Raw genomic sequence first — 16,393 nt, forward strand, 5'->3', positions numbered from 1 at the left:
TGGGCTTTAGTGGTTGATATGTTAGTAGGGTTTAATATTTGTTTTGTTTAAGTTGTTGGTAATGAGAATTAAAGAGTGGTTTCTGTTCTTTTTAGTATTGTGAATAACTAAAAACATTTAACTTTTTATTGTTAATTGAGTATAAAAAAAGTTGCTAATAAAAATGAATTTATTAGCAACTTTACTGTTGTTTATAGGGTTAAACTTATGGAGTTACTTTTGTATTCCATTCTGTCAACTCAAAAGCATTGATCCAAATACCTTTGTCTTTTTCTCCTTTGTAATTTATAATTATAGGATTGGTTCCGTCTGACTTAATTATAATTTCTGAAGTCCCAGCAGGTTGGTATTGCATATTTTTTCCTTCGGTAACCTTTGCTATTATTTCTTTTGAATTGATCGCATTGTTAGAACTAACAAGTATCGTTTTTTCGTAGGGTAGCTTATGAATTGTTTTAGATTTTAATTTGTTTTTGTTAGGATCCATTAAATCTGAATTGGTTCTTGGTGCATGGTGCCAAACTTTTAATTTATAAGTTCCTTTCGTTAAATTTTTTAGCACCAAATTTACTCCGTTGTTATCTATAGCAATAATACCATCTGCATAGGCAAAACCATATTTACCAACTACGTTCATTTCTCCTAGCCAACGTATCACTCCATTATTTGATGTTTTTTGAAGTTGAGCTGTAGCTCCTTTAAATTGTTTAAAAACATAACTACTATTATTACTGTTGTCTTCTCCATTCCAAAAATTCCATCCAAATTGTGTCAATTGATCGGGAGCTCCCAAATCTACTCGTTCTTTGGTAAAATCGTAAATAGGTTTTGCATTTTTAAGAATTTCATTATTATTTTTAGCAATTAGTGTTGTGGTAGTTTTGGCAGATTTTAATCCTTTAGAACTTGCCTTTAATGTAATGGTTCCTGTGGTTTTTCCCGCCTTTATCAAGATTGGAGCAACACCATATTCTGTAAACATAGGATTGGCATTAATAGCGATATCATCTCCTATAATGGTTGCATCTTTATTTACGGTAAATTTAATTTTGTCTTTAAAATCAGTAATTACTGTTCCGTTTTTATCTACTACAGTTGCATAAGCTACAATAATATCATTATTATCTGCAGTAAACGTTCTTCCTTTATCATCTATAGATAATAAAATCCTATGTGGTTTTTCTGGAGTTAGTTTGCTAGTTTCCTTAGTTGTATTGTTATCAAAATAAGCTTTGGCAACCAATTTTCCTTTTTTGTACTGAATGTTTTTAAAGTGGAAAGGAGCATGGTCTAATCCGTTGTAAATAGTGTCCTTACTAGGTTGCTGCTTTGCAATACTTTTGTTGTTTAAAAATAATTCAACTTTTTTAGCATTGCTATATACAGTAACTTCTTTTGTGTTGGGTTTCCAGTCTTCTAGAATTTTTACAAAAGGTTCGGTTTTTAATTCAGTTTTGTACCAATCTAATTCTGGTCTAGGTTGTCTAAAAATGGTCATCATTCCACTTCTAGTTCTATCAATTTTGTCTTTAGCCTTAGCATGGGTTGGGTGAAAAGTATAATATGCGTGAGCCGTCCAAGAGATTAATCCTAACATTAAAGGATCTCTTTTGTAGGCACCAATTGCTTTGGCACCATGTCTACCTTCCATGGCAAAAATAGGTTCTGATCTGTCCCAAATAAAAGGACCGTATAACATATTTGCATTTATATCTGTAAGACCAGAAGATTGCCAACCTGTCCATCTTGCTCCTTGTGATGCCGTTAATCTGTTGGGGTCTTCTTGTTTTATGGTATTGTGTACTCTAGGTACATAACCTCTGTGGTTTACACCTGCTCCCCACATTACGATAGAAGCATGGTTTCTGTGATTTCTTACCATGGTTCTGGCGGTTTTTTCTAAGTTATCCCACCAAGCATCATTTTGAGAAATTGAAACCCAAGTTGGAGCTTCTTCGTATACTAAAATACCCAATTCATCACAAGCATTAATTAAAGCATTGTCTTGTGGATAGTGAGCTGTACGTAAAATATTAAATCCATATTCTTTAAACTGAAGAACATCTTTGTAGTGTAGTTGGTTAGGAACAGCATCTCCAAGGTAAGGGAATTGTTGATGTCTGTTGGCTCCAATTAGTTTGATGGGTTTGTTATTTAGTATAAAACCTCTAACAGGATCTAATTCAAATTTTCTTAAACCAATTTTATTTTCTACAAAATCTACTTCTTTTCCATCAATGGTAATTACACTATTTACCCTGTATAAATAAGGGTTTTCAGTATCCCAAAAATGAACATTGTCTTCAAGACTTCCTATTTGGTTAAATTGATATTCTTGGTTTTTAAGAATTTTTTTGGTGTTTTCTAATCTAAGAACAACTAAGCCTTCTTTGTTGATTAACCTTGTTTTAATGGTACAATCAACCTCATTGTTACTTTCGTTTTTAACAGCTGTCTTAATATCAATAACAGCATTTTTGTTCACTACATCTATGGTTGGAGTGGTGATATTTACTCCAGAATGTAGTGTTTCCCAATTAAAAGTTACGTGTACGTTGTTAGTTTCTACCAAATATACATCACGGTACAAACCACTAAATTTTACATAATCAAAAGGGCCTGGATCTGGAGGAATTACTTCATTTCTTCGGTTGTCTACCAACAATGTAATTTGATTGTTTGTTCCTTTGGTAATATAGTTCGTAATATCAAAATGAAAAGGAGTATAACCACCTACAGCATGCTGTCCTACATGTTTTCCGTTTACCCATAAATCGGTAACTTGATGAGCTCCTTCAAATTCTAAAAACACTTTTTTGTTAGAGTTTTGAATGTTTAAGTTTTTACGATACCATCCTACATTTCTATGAAATACCAACTGTACTTTATCGTCATCTAAATCATCTAAGGTTAACGATGTTAATTTAAGAGTATGGGGAATACTTACGGTTTCCCATTTAGCATCATTTAATTCTGCTATATAGTTTTTAGCTTCTGGGTTTCCTAATTGGAACTTCCATTCGTTTTTTAAATTAATTTTGGTTCTGTCCGTTTTAGGAAAACCATCAGGTAAATTTTGAGCCTGTAGTTGAATTCCGGTTACTAGCAGAATAAAACTAAAAATTAGGTGTTTCATGCTTTTAAGTGTATAATGTTTTACAACTAAATTATAGTTAAAAAACAAGACTAAAAGCAACATATGTTTTATATAGTAACGTGTTTGGGTTTTAAGAATTAATGGTTGTTTTTAACATCCCATTTGTCTCTTAGTAAGTTTCCAATAATCATAAAAGAAAGAACTAGTAATACAATTAATGCCCCGGGGATTATAGCCAGATATGCTTTACCAGTAACAATATAATTGTAGTGATTTTTAATGATAATTCCCCAAGATGGAGTAGGAGGTTGTGCTCCTAAACCTAAAAAGCTTAAGCCACTTTCTACCAATATAGAGGCTGCAAAATTGGAAGCAGAAATTACAATAACAGGTCCTATAATATTAGGAATAATATGTTTGATAATGATGTGTAAATCTGAAAGGCCTAATACTTTTGCTGCCTCTATGTATTGCAAATTTTTAACACTTTTAGTTTGTCCTCTAACCACTCTGGCAACCTCTACCCACATGGTTAAACCTACAGCAACGTATATTTGCCATAATCCTTTTCCTAAACTAACGGTAATTGCAATTACCAATAGTATAGTAGGGATAGACCAGGTAACATTAATTAACCACATAATTACACTGTCTATAAAACCACCAAAATAACCAGCAATAGCTCCTAATAACAATCCAATAACTAAAGAAATAGTTACGGCAACAATACCTATTGAAAATGAGATTCTAGCTCCAACAATTAACCTGCTTAATAAATCTCTTCCGTACTTATCTGTTCCTAGCCAAAATGTTTTTTTGATGATTTTTATATGTTCGGCTTTATCTATGGTAATAAAATCGTTTTGTAATTGTGGCTTGTAACTAATACTTGTTTTGTTGATTTTATAATCTTCACTAACAGGGGTTTCTTTTATATATGAATTATCTCCGTTTATTAATTGATTCCAAAGACTTTGCTTTTCTGTAATAGATGTTTCTTGAAGCATGTATGTAGAAAAACCAGGTGGTTTTGCCTGAATGGTAACATGCATTGTATTGGCATTTGTAGTATTGTCTGGAGCAATAAAATAAGCAAATAAGGCTACAAAACTACCAAAACATATAAAGCCAACACAAAGGTTGGCCAGTATATGTTTAGAATTAAAAAGAGATTTTAGAAACTTCATTTAATCGTTATTGAACAATTTTTAATTTGCTTAATGTTTCTAACGCTTCGTTTACATAAATATCTTCGTGTAAATTTTTATGCCAAGCAGTTCTTTTGTCTTTTAAAATAGTATCTGTTTGTACTAACTTGTTCTCGTAACTAGGAAATGTAAATTTATATGGAGAGTTGTATTTTAAAATATCTTTGTATTTATCTGCCTCAATATTTAATATTTCTTGATCTGATTGAAATGTTTTTAAATTTAAAGAATACGTTAAATGGTCTTGATTCTTTTTTAACCATTTGGCATATTCATCAATTTTATTAAACTGTTTGTTGGTACTAATGCTGTTTTGCATTTGAGAAACAACCTGAGGTAAGTTAGCGTAATAATTGTTATTACTATAGTTTGCTTTTGCAATTTGATCCCAGTTTAAAGGAGCATCTAATTTACTTTCTGCAATGTCTAAATAACTGTATCTATCAGGCATAACAATATCAGAACTTACTCCTTTTAATTGTGTAGAACCTCCGTTAATTCTGTAGAATTTTTGAATAGTTAATTTTAAAGCACCTAAATCATCACCATAATTTAAATACTGATTAATTGGAATTACATTTTGTACAGTTCCTTTTCCATAAGTTTGCTTACTACCAATAATAATAGCTCTTTTGTAATCTTGCATAGCAGCGGCTAAAATTTCTGATGCCGATGCGGATAATTCGTTAACCATAATTACCAAAGGACCATTCCAAACAATTTTACTATCCTCATCATTTCTAATGTCTGGTTTATTGTTTTTGTATTTTACTTGTACTACAGGTCCTTTTTCTATAAACAACCCAGCAATATCTATGGCAGTACTTAAAGAACCACCTCCATTATTTCTTAAATCAATAGCCAAACCTTCAATACCATCTTTTTTAAGCTCTTCAATTTCTACACGCATATCAATAGCAGAATTGCGTTGTTCTTGTTTGCTAAAATCTATATAGAATTTTGGTAAATGAATGATTCCATATTTTTTACCATCTTTTATGGCAATAGAAGATTTTACAAACGTGTCTTCAAACTCAACAATGTCTCTAACAATGGCAATTTTTTTGTAAGTATTGTCTACCTTTTTTACGGTTAAAACTACCGTAGTTCCTTTTTTACCTTTAATTAATTCAATAGCATCAGACAAACGCATCCCAACAATATCTGTAGGTTCTCCTTTTTGTCCTTGAGCAACTTTAACAATATAGTCACCCACTTCTAAGTCTCCTTGTTTGTATGCGGGACCTCCAGGAATTAATTCTACTATTTTGGTATATCCTCTTTCGTCAGATAATCTTGCTCCAATACCTTCTATAGAACCTGACATGCTAGAGTCAAATCTCTTTTTCATATCTGGTGCAAAATAACTTGTATGTGGATCAAACTGTGCAGTAATGCAATTTAAGAAAACAGCAAAACGATCACTATCTGGAGTTTGATGTTCATAGTAAAATAAATCTTTAATATTATCCAATGTTTTTTCTCTTGCTTTTTTTTCTAAAGCATCAAAACTCTGTGGTTTGTAATTTTTATCTTCTTTTACTTTTTCCTCTTCTTCTTTTAAGTAGTCATTTAGCTTACTAACGGTAGAAAATTTTAAATGTTTTCTCCAAACATTTTTTTGGTCGGCTGTGTTAATAGGATATTCAGCTGTTTCGGCATCTAAATTAATAGCCTCTTTAACATTGTAATCAAATTTATTTTTTAAAATTTCTTGATACAAGTTTTCAGATTCTTGTAACCTTACATTAAAAGTTCCAATTACGTCATTGTAAAAATCAAATTTTCTTCGGATGATTTGATTATCAATATCATGATAATATTTTTTAAACTGAGCTACATCGCTTGCTAAAAAATAACGTTTGTAGGGGTCTAAATTTTCAATAAAATTTTTAAAAATTCCTTCAGAAAATTCATCATCAATTAGTTTGGGCTCGTAATGACCTTTTTCTAATATAAAACGTAAAGCCTCCATTAAAACTTGATCCTTTTCAGGATTTTTTTCAGATTGGTGGTTTTTAAAACTATAAAATACTGATATTCCAACTATTAAAGTAAGAATATAAAAATGCTTAAGATATTTTTTCATTTAAATATTGTGTATTCTGTAATAAGAGCTACTAATTTAGTTTTTTTTGGCAGGATTATAAACAAATACTAGGATTCATTTAAATAATCGTTAAACAGACTAAAACCTTACCATAGCTAAATATAATATGCTAAATTTGTTTATCAACATTTAAGAGATGACAAAAAGTAAGCCAAAAATTTTAGTAACCAATGACGATGGTATTACCGCCAGAGGTATCAGAACTTTAATTAAAGAAATGTGTAAACTTGGAGACGTATATGTTGTAGCTCCAGATAAACCGCAAAGTGGTAAAGGTCATGCAATTACCATTGATGCTATTTTAGAATTAAAACCTCAGAAAGTAGATGGAGATGCTATTAAAGAAATTTCTTGTACAGGAACTCCAGCAGATTGTGTAAAATTGGCAATTAACGAAGTTTTAGATACAAAACCTGATTTGTGTGTTTCTGGAATTAACCACGGAAGCAATTCTTCTATAAGTGTAATATACTCGGGAACTATGAGTGCTGCTATTGAAGCAGGAATAGAAGGAATTCCGTCTATAGGTTTTTCTTTATGTGATTATTCTAAAGATGCCGATTTTAGTGCCGCTAAATTTTATGTGCGTAAAATTGCCAAAGAAGTTTTGCAGAACGGTTTGCCTGATGGAGTGGTGTTAAATGTAAATTTTCCTAAAATTTCTAAAAGTCCTTATAAAGGAATTAAGGTTTGTAGACAGGCTAGAGCAAATTGGCGAGAAAAGTTTGACAAAAGAGTAAACCCATTAGGAAAAGAATATTTTTGGTTAACGGGTGAGTTTGAAAATTTAGATTCAGGAGAAGATACAGATGAATATTGGTTGGCTCAAAATTACATTTCATTAGTTCCTATTCAATTTGATTTAACGGCTCATCATATGATTCAAAAATTAAATAATTGGAGTTTAAATGAATAACATTCAGAAAGATGTTCTGTTAGGAACTTTATTAGGTTTTTTTGTATGTTTTATAGGAACAATATTTTATGTGGTAATTGCATTGCCCGTTTCTTCTGTTTTAGATTTGTTCTCGGTTTTAGTAAAAGAGCATTTACTATTTAAAGTAATAACCTTGGGAGCATTGCCAAATATATTTGTGTTTCAATATTTTATTAAGAAAAATAAATTATATGAAGCCAGAGGAGTTTTGATGTCCGTAATTTTAATAGCCATCTTTTTTATAATTTATAATACAATTTAAATGAAATATTATCTAATAGCTGGAGAAGCTTCTGGAGATTTACATGGAGCCAATCTAATGAAAGCATTGTTAGAAAAAGATCCAAAGGCAGAGTTCCGTTTTTTTGGAGGTGATTTAATGCAAGAAATAGGAGGTACTTTGGTAAAGCATTACAAAGAACTTGCTTTTATGGGACTTTTAGAGGTGTTAAAAAACATTAGAAGTATTTTTAAAAACATAGATGTTTGTAAAAAAGATCTTATGGAATTTAAGCCTGATGTATTAATTTTAATTGATTATCCTGGTTTTAATTTAAGAATTGCTGAGTTTGCAAAAAAAAATGGAATTAAAGTACACTACTATATCTCTCCAAAAATTTGGGCTTGGAAAGAAAATAGAATTCATAAAATAAAAAAGAACATAGATCATTTACATGTCATTTTTCCTTTTGAAGTGGATTACTTTAAAAACAAACACAATTACGAGGTAAATTATGTAGGGAATCCTTTGTTTGATGAAATAGCAAAAAGAGAATCAATAAACGAAAGCAAATTTAGAGAAGAACATCATTTAGGAGACAAACCTATTATAGCGTTATTACCAGGGAGTAGAACGCAAGAAATTACTAAAATTTTAAGCGTAATGCTTACTGTAGTTGATGTTTTTAAAGAATATCAATTTGTTATAGCAGGAGCCCCAAGTAAAGAAGAAGCTTTTTATATTCCTTTTATAGGAACTTCTGATGTGAAATTTATTGCTAATAAGACGTATGATTTACTATCTATTTCTACAGCGGCTTTAGTAACATCGGGTACGGCAACTTTAGAAACAGCTTTGTTTAAAGTGCCTCAGGTTGTGTGTTATAAAACTAGTGGATTGACTTATTTTATAGGGAACTTATTGGTTAAAATAGAGTTCTTTTCCCTAGTTAATTTGGTCATGCAAAGAGAAGTTGTGACTGAATTGTTACAACATACTTTTACCAAAGAAACACTAATTATTGAGTTAAAGAATATCCTTTCTGGAGAAGGAAGAGAGATTATGTTATCTGACTATGATGAGCTAGAACAAAAATTAGGGGGTGTTGGAGCTTCTAAAAAACTGGCAGATAGTATTTTAAGTGCGTAAAATTTAGTAGCTTTAAAAAGCTATGAAATTATTATTATCCTATGTGCCTTTTCAGGTACTAATAGGTGTGCTGTTTGGAATCTTATTTCAACACAGTAATAACACTCTATTTATAATTTTTGTTTTTATTTTAATCTTATCAATGGTATTGATGAGGTCTACAACTTTGTTTAAAAGATACATTACTTTATTTACATTAATTATTTTTGGAATTTTATCTAGTTGGTTTTCTATCCTTATTAATAAAGAACAGAATAACAAACATCATTACACGTATTTTAGGCCTTCTGTTTCTACATTGCAACTTACGGTAATCAAAACATTAAAGTCATCAAAAAAGCTAAATAGATATTATGCAAAGGTAACCTCTATAGGTTCTAAAAAAGCATGTGGTAATGTATTGGTAGAAACGTTAAAAGATTCCACATCAGTTTTAATTGCAGGAGATAATTTTGTTTGCAAACAAATTATACAACCAATAAATACAGCAAGTTCTCCATATGATTTTGATTATAAAAAATATCTGTCATTAAAAAAAGTATACGGAAAAATTAGAATTTATAATTATATAAAAATAGGTAAAAGTGATTTTGGACTATTTAAAATACAGAATTATAGAACTAAAATAGTTGCCAAATTACAAACATCCACTTTGTCTGTAGAAACCAAAGGATTACTAATGGCTATGTTGTTGGGAGATAGAGAACAATTGTCTAAAGAAATGCAAGTTGCTTTTACCAATGCTGGAGTGGTACATTTAATTGCAATTTCTGGAATGCATGTTGGGGTGTTGTATTTTTTATTATGTTACACTTTTGGCTTTGTAAAGCGGTTTAATTATGGAAACTATATTCATGTTTTTATTGTTGTAGTTTGCTTGTGGTGTTTTGCTGTTTTTTCTGGATTATCTACTTCTGTCGTAAGATCTGTAACAATGTTTAGTTTTATAATACTTTCTAAATTAAAGCGAAAAAGAGGCTTGTTGTTAGAGCCTATTATTAGCTCTATGCTGTTATTGCTTTTGTTACAACCCAATTATTTGTTTGATGTAGGTTTTCAATTAAGTTATACAGCGGTAATCAGTATTGTAGTTTTCTATCCTTTGTTAATGAGGAAATATCACTTAAAAAACAAAATCATAAAATATTTTGTAGATGTTGTTGTCGTTTCTGTAGTGGCTCAGTTAGGAGTTTTACCTATAACCTTATATTATTTTCATCAACTACCTTTACAATTTTTAATGGCTAATTTTATAGCGGTTTCATTGTTGCCTTTGGTTTTGTATGGAGGTTTTTTGGTCTTGATAAAAGTTTTAATTACAAATAAATGGATCTTTATAGAAAGGTGGTTTGATGAGTTTATAAGAGGATATATTAATATGATTAATTATTTTTCATCTTTAGAGTCTTTTCTTTTAAAGGATATTTCTATTCGTCAAGTTCACGTTTTAGGTTATTATATAGTGCTTATTTTAATATGGAAATTGTTGTATAAATATTCTTATAAAAGTTTAGTTATGTTGTTTAGTAGTTTGATAATATTTCAGTTTTGTCATATTTACAATCAGTATAAAATTCATCAAAAAGAACAATTAATTATATATAATGATTATAAAAATAGCATAGTTTCAATTAAAAAAGACAAAAATATATTTGTGTTTACAGATTCTGGATATCAAAAAATAATTCATCAGAATAAGATAAAAAATAACATTGAGAAAGTAACACCTATAAAATCAAAAGTTATAGGTTTTAAAGAAAATACGTATGTACTTGTAGATGATAAATTAGCTTATGATCAATTAAATATGAAAGGTTTGGTTTTAATAATCTTTAAAAATCCAAAAATAAATATAGAGAGAGTGCTTAAAAAGATAGAACCCAAATTGGTAATTATTGGAGCTTCTAATTTTTATAATAATAGAATAAAATGGAAAAGCACTTGTGAAACACTACAAGTGCCTTGTTATGATGTTAACTCACAAGGAGCTTATGTGGTAAATTAAAGTTTACTTTTAAAACCTTGTTCAAAAGTATCCCAGTCTTTTGTTAAGTAAACTTCTTGATGCATAAAGTTGATTAATTTTTCCATAACAGGTTTTTTTAAATATCCTGGAGCAACGTATACAACTTTTTCTTCTTTATTAAAAAATACTGTAGAAGGGTAACTAAGTTGACCTTTTAAAATAACTTCGGCAAATTCATGGTGACCTCTTCTTCCGCTGGTAATGTATTTAAAAGTTTGTCCATTAAAAGTAATAGGTTCTTTTTGTTCAGCATCAAACTTAACAGCGTAATAGTTTTGATTGATATAATCGGTAATTGTAGTGTTTGTGTAGGTTTCTTTATCCATTACTTTACACCAATGACACCAATCGGTATATACATCTACAATAATAGGTTTTGGGTTTGTTTTGTTTAAAGCAATAGCTTGTTCAAAAGTAATCCAATTAATTTCTTTAGGTTCTGGATTAGCAGCAAATAAGAATGCCGGAATTATAAAAAGGTAAAAAAATATATGTTTCATTTTTATGTATTTAAGTTTTGTGTATAAGTCTTTTAAATTGGTTGAGTCTTACAAAGTATTATGTAATTCCGTGCATTTTTCGTACCAAAGTTTTGTTTAGTAGTGTTATTATAATTCCTGCTACAATAGGTACTAATGTAAAAATCAAGAAAAAAGTAGATAAGTCGTAAGCTTTTGTAATAGCATCAATTTGTCCTCCTAAAGAACCAGCCAGTTTATTACCTATAGCAATGGCTAAATACCACATTCCGTACATAAAACCAATCATTTTTGCAGGGACTAGTTTACTTACTTGAGACAGGCCTAATGGAGACAAGCATAACTCTCCTAAAGTATGGAATAAATAAGCCATAATTAACCAAATCATACCTACTTTAACAGAACCAGGTGTTGCATCTGACGGAATGGCATTTGCTCCATAAGATAAAAAAGCAAATCCGACTCCTAATAAAATTAAACCTAATCCGTATTTTTGAGCTGATGTAGGGTTGTATTTACTTTCCCACCATTTAGAAAAAAAAGAGGCAAAAGCAATAATAAAAAAGGAATTTAAAGTGCTAAACCAAGCTACGGTAACGGTAGTAACATCTGCAGAAAATTCTTTATATAACATTCCTCCAACAACTGCCCAAATAGCTAAAAAACTAACGATTAAAATCCAGTTTGATATTTTAATTATTTTATGAGTTTGTTTGTATAATAACCACAATACCCAAGAAATAATTAGCAAAGGAATTACGGTTAGTAAAGTGTTTATAATGTTAAATATAACAGCGTAATTCCCTGTTAATTCTCTTTGTGTATAGTCTCTAGCAAATATAATTAGCGATGTAGCTCCTTGCTCAAAAGACATCCAAAAGAATACGGTAAACAAAGCAAAAATAATCAAAGCAATCATTCTGTCTCTAACTACTTTTTCGTATCTAACAATTCTACTGATGACCAAAAATAAAAAAATAAACAATCCAATTAAAACAAGTTCTGTAGCTCCAGAAATATGTTCGGATATGCCTAAAAAGACTTGAGGCAATAAATTAATATTTGCAATTTTAGAACTAGGGTCGTTTAATAAATATAATAAACCAATAACCGAACTGATGGCTATTAGTATTTTATCAATAGTAGTAAAATAGTTAGTTTTATTTGTAGTGTTAGAAACCGTAGTTTCTTTTTTAGGTACTTCGCCTATGATACCAAATAGAGGAGAAGCTAGCCAAAATTGTAAGGTTCCAAACAACATAAAAATTCCGGCCAAACCAAAACCATAAGCCCATCCTTGTGTTTCTGCCAAATAACCGCATAGCATCATTCCAAAAAAAGCACCAGCGTTTACTCCCATATAATAAATGGTAAAAGCTCCATCTTTTTTTTCAGGAACACGAGTATACATTTCAGAAATAATGGAAGTCATGTTGGGTTTAAAAAAACCAGTTCCTAGAACTAACAATGTCAAACCAATATATAAGGTAGCTTCTGTTTCTAAAGCCATGGCAGCATGACCTAAAGTCATAATACCAGCTCCAATAACAACAGCCCATTTGTATCCTGTAATTTTATCAGCAATAATTCCACCCAAAATAGGAGTAATATATAATAGGCCTGCATACGTTCCAAATAAAGCTCCCGCTTGTTCTGCACTCCAGCCCCAACCAGGGTTATTTACTCCGGTAATTGCCATGGTTAAAAAGTTAACCAATAAAACTCTCATTCCGTAAAAAGAAAATCGTTCCCACATTTCTGTAAAGAACAAAACAAATAATCCCGAAGGATGTCCTAATACAGTTTTTTGATTTGTTGCACTACCACCGTAAATAAATTCCATACACTAAATTATTTAGAAAGCTAAAAATACACTTTTTGTAAACAATTTATTCTGTATTAAAAACAAAAAAAGCTGCCTAATGAAAGACAGCTTTTTTTTGAGTGTAATTTTTTGTTTTTTACAACCATTTGTTGTAACCAAATACAAAGTTTAATCCAAATCTAATATTGGCCTGTCTTATATCTTCTACAGGTCCTAGTAACTTGTTAAGGTTATCTGTGGCTAAGTATAATTGTAAAGGTCCTAATTTAGTAGCTAAGTTTACCCCTAAATCCATGTCGCCTTGGTCGTTTTTGATACCTACTACACCATAAGTAGTTTTGTCTAAGGCTAAGTTGTATCCTAATGCAAGAATAGCTTTACTATCTTCTAATTTATGATTGTTGTACATAGTAGCTCTAAATTGGTGAATATTAGCCAATTTGTAGCTAGCAGATAAATAAGAAGTAGTCATTAAAGATGTTTTGTAAGATGATCCTTCTCTTTCACTAGCATCTAATTTACCAGTTTCTACCAATGCCTCTAATTCTTCTAATACATCATTGTCAGATCTTAAATCTGTACCATCGTGTTTTAGATTAGTAACATCTTCTAAGTAATATTCTTTTACGTTTTCTTTCCAAGTAATAGAACCAATGTCATTAACTGCAGCTTCAATTACTAAGTTTGGAATGATCTCATAGCTTGCACCAATATCAAAACCAATACCAGAGTTAGCTGTGCTAAATTCTTCGTCATCTTCTCCTGTTAACCCTGCTGTTCTTGCAAAAGCATTGTTGGTGTTTATGGTCCAAGACATGTCGTTGTTAATATCTATTTGTGCGGTACCATCTTCTTCGGTAGAACCGTTAGAAATACCTATTAAATATTTAACTCTAACACCAATAGCTAGTTTGTCTTTTAAGAATTGTTGTGTAAAACCAACTCCTCCTTCAACATAAGACGTTACATCTACGTTGTCATCAATAACAATACTGTTTCCTGTTTTGGCCAAACCATCGTTAAATAGATTTAACAATCCATTTTTACTCATTTGCCAGTTAACATTACTTTTTTGGTTTACAAATAAAGATAATGATCCGTGTTTACGTTTAAAAGCAAGGTTTAAAATATTAACACTTTGTATTAATGATAGATCGTTATAATCACCATCAACTTGATCGTATATGTTTTGAAAGTTGTAATCTAATCTTTCTGTATCATTACCAAATTGATCTGTTGTGTTTTCTGTTCCTGCTTCTACGGTAAGTAAATCAGAACTAGAGAAACCATTGCTAAATGATAAAGAAACTCCAGGCAAACCAAAAGAAAAAGAGTTTTTTGGAATGTATACGGGAGATACATCTGTAGATTGTTGTACATAATCCCCTAAGTGGAAAAATGAAATTTGACTTTGTGCTTTAGCACTGTTTGTTAACAAGACAGTGAAAGCAGTTGCTGCTATTAATTTTATTGAATTTTTCATTGTCTTGTTTTTAGTTGTTATCATCATCTTCGTCTTCAGAAACTGTAAAATCTCCTATAAGTGATAAATCTAATCTTACTTTATCTGTACTTTGGATTTTAGCGGCTGCTGAGTTTGTTGTGTTAAATTTAATAACAGCTTGTATGTCGGTAACGTTTGTTAAAGCACTAATTTCCTCTTTTGTAAAATCAACAATAGTTTCTGTAGGTTTTACAACAGTAGTTCCCTCTTTTAAATCTCCATTAGCATCAATAATGTATGTTGATAGTCCATTTGCATCAACTGGAGCTGCATTCATTAAGCTAGCAGGTTTTGAAAAAGCAATGTTTCCGTTACTTTCTAAAAAGTCTAAAGTAACAGTTCCTGATAAAGGAATAGAGTTTTTTGTATGTACGTTTAATGATAAAGAACTTACGTTTTCTTCAATATCTTCAATATCTTCTGAATCAAACTCAAAAGGATCTGGAGAAAAAGTTAAGTTTTCAAAAGTTACGTATAAAGGTAATTCTACCACTACATCTACAGCCAAAGTATTGGCAACATCAAAAAAGTTGGTGTTAACTGTAGTACTGTTTGGGTTTGCACCTGCAGTTACATCCAATTTAAATTTAGTTGGCTTTCCGTTTAATAAATCGTCTAAATTAGAATTGTCTTTGTTAAGAATAATGATAGATTCTTTGGTCTCACCGTTAGTAGCGGCATCATCTATAATAGCATAATTTCCAGTTCCTCCTGTAATAGGTTCAATATTGTCATCTAGTGGAGTCGCATCTGTAATAATTAAATTCGTTAAAATTTCTGCATTAGCATCGTTAGGATCTGGTTTAGAACTTTTAATATCTTCTAATGTTAAACCAATAGGAAATCCGTAACCACTATTTGCTGTTAATTTTAATATAGGGTTTTCAAAAGTAATATTTCCCTCTCCAATTTCTTTAAAAAAGTCTAGGTCAAAAGTTTGACTGTCTACGTTAAAACTAGCATCTTTAAAATCACCTTTGGCAGTTTTTACTTTTGAATTAGTAAGAGTAATGGTGTATTTTAAATTGTCTGTAGAACTTACAATATCTCCATTTTCAAAAGTTACAGTAGCATCAAGCAGTACAGCAACATTGTTAACACCTGTATTACTATCTGGATCTAAAGCATCATAGGTAAAATCTAAATCGTAGTTATTTAGATCTACTGTAATTGAAGCTTCGTCAGCACCGCTATTATTATTAAGTGTAAATGTTCTATTATAGCTTCCTGTACCAATTACTGGTTTTCTTTTAAAAGAAGGAATTGTAAATTCAACAACTGTTTGAGCTTCTGTAGTTGTTTCTAGTGTAATGGTAAAAGTACCAGCAGAAAAATCAGCAGCTGTTAAATCAGAATCTAAAGTTAAAGATTTAATGTCTTTAAAAGAATCTTGTACTTCATCACCAGCAACTGTTCCTGTAACATAAGGAGCTTGTCCTACTAATCCAGAACTTGCTAAAAGATCAAAATCTCCTTCAAAACTTTGATCATCCACACTTACAAAATCAGAGTTGTTGGCAGAGTTTAAAGATTCAGTATAGGTAAAGCTTACTAAAGATTTTCCGTTATCGTCAGTAGTACCTACTTCAATATCATCTCCAATTTCTTCAAATAATTCTGTAGCAGTGTATTCAGAATAACCAATTTTTAATCCTACTGCAAGACTAGGGTCGTTAATTTCTTTTTCAAAAAAGGATGTATCAAAAGATTCTGAACATCCTAATAGGCTTAAACACAGTCCTGAGATAACAAGACTTTGCATACCTATGCGGTGGGTAAAGTTTTTCATTTGTTTTTTTGTATAGTTGAAAGCCAAAAATAAGAAAATTATAACGATT

11 protein-coding genes are annotated in these 16,393 nt (G+C 30.6%); 4 read left to right on the forward strand and 7 right to left on the reverse strand.

What is annotated here, in order from left to right:
• Nucleotides 1-205: 205 nt before the first annotated feature.
• The 3 genes from FHR24_RS12870 to FHR24_RS12880 form a co-directional block, all read right to left on the reverse strand.
• Nucleotides 206-3,136, reverse strand: coding sequence for a glycoside hydrolase family 2 protein (locus tag FHR24_RS12870; protein ID WP_167189526.1), 2,931 nt, complete (start codon nucleotides 3,134-3,136; stop codon nucleotides 206-208).
• 98 nt (nucleotides 3,137-3,234) lie between these two features.
• Entirely contained in the window at nucleotides 3,235-4,284 is a 1,050-nt protein-coding gene (locus FHR24_RS12875; protein ID WP_167189529.1) for an ABC transporter permease, read from the reverse strand.
• A gap of 7 nt (nucleotides 4,285-4,291) precedes the next feature.
• Nucleotides 4,292-6,394, reverse strand: a complete 2,103-nt coding sequence (locus FHR24_RS12880; protein ID WP_167189532.1) for a carboxy terminal-processing peptidase — start codon at nucleotides 6,392-6,394, stop codon at nucleotides 4,292-4,294.
• A gap of 157 nt (nucleotides 6,395-6,551) precedes the next feature.
• On the opposite strand from FHR24_RS12880, the gene surE reads away from it, so the two are divergent.
• The 4 genes from surE to FHR24_RS12900 are packed head-to-tail and all read left to right on the forward strand — an operon-like array spanning nucleotide 6,552 to nucleotide 10,726.
• Nucleotides 6,552-7,331, forward strand: a complete 780-nt coding sequence (gene surE, locus FHR24_RS12885) for a 5'/3'-nucleotidase SurE (RefSeq protein ID WP_167189535.1) — start codon at nucleotides 6,552-6,554, stop codon at nucleotides 7,329-7,331.
• The gene (locus tag FHR24_RS12890) at nucleotides 7,324-7,614 is read left to right on the forward strand and encodes a hypothetical protein (protein ID WP_167189538.1); all 291 of its coding nucleotides are present in this window, start codon (nucleotides 7,324-7,326) and stop codon (nucleotides 7,612-7,614) included. The genes surE and FHR24_RS12890 overlap by 8 nt, the downstream gene beginning before the upstream one ends.
• Nucleotides 7,615-8,721, forward strand: a complete 1,107-nt coding sequence (lpxB, locus tag FHR24_RS12895; RefSeq protein WP_167189541.1) for a lipid-A-disaccharide synthase — start codon at nucleotides 7,615-7,617, stop codon at nucleotides 8,719-8,721.
• 22 nt (nucleotides 8,722-8,743) lie between these two features.
• Nucleotides 8,744-10,726, forward strand: coding sequence for a ComEC/Rec2 family competence protein (locus FHR24_RS12900; RefSeq protein WP_167189544.1), 1,983 nt, complete (start codon nucleotides 8,744-8,746; stop codon nucleotides 10,724-10,726).
• On the opposite strand, the gene FHR24_RS12905 is transcribed toward FHR24_RS12900, so the two are convergent.
• The 4 genes from FHR24_RS12905 to FHR24_RS12920 form a co-directional block, all read right to left on the reverse strand.
• A complete protein-coding gene (locus FHR24_RS12905) occupies nucleotides 10,723-11,247 on the reverse strand; it encodes a thioredoxin family protein (protein ID WP_167189547.1) in 525 nt (174 codons plus the stop codon). The genes FHR24_RS12900 and FHR24_RS12905 overlap by 4 nt on opposite strands.
• 58 nt (nucleotides 11,248-11,305) lie before the next feature.
• Complete coding sequence (locus tag FHR24_RS12910; protein WP_167189550.1) at nucleotides 11,306-13,069, reverse strand: peptide MFS transporter; 1,764 nt, start codon at nucleotides 13,067-13,069, stop codon at nucleotides 11,306-11,308.
• 118 nt (nucleotides 13,070-13,187) lie between these two features.
• Nucleotides 13,188-14,534: a DUF5723 family protein gene (locus FHR24_RS12915; RefSeq protein ID WP_167189553.1), complete on the reverse strand. Its 1,347-nt coding sequence runs from the start codon at nucleotides 14,532-14,534 to the stop codon at nucleotides 13,188-13,190.
• Nucleotides 14,535-14,544: 10 nt separating this feature from the next.
• A complete protein-coding gene (locus FHR24_RS12920) occupies nucleotides 14,545-16,344 on the reverse strand; it encodes a hypothetical protein (protein ID WP_208412354.1) in 1,800 nt (599 codons plus the stop codon).
• Nucleotides 16,345-16,393: the final 49 nt, after the last annotated feature.

It is taken from the genome of Wenyingzhuangia heitensis, assembly GCF_011762155.1.
GTDB lineage: Bacteria > Bacteroidota > Bacteroidia > Flavobacteriales > Flavobacteriaceae > Wenyingzhuangia > Wenyingzhuangia heitensis.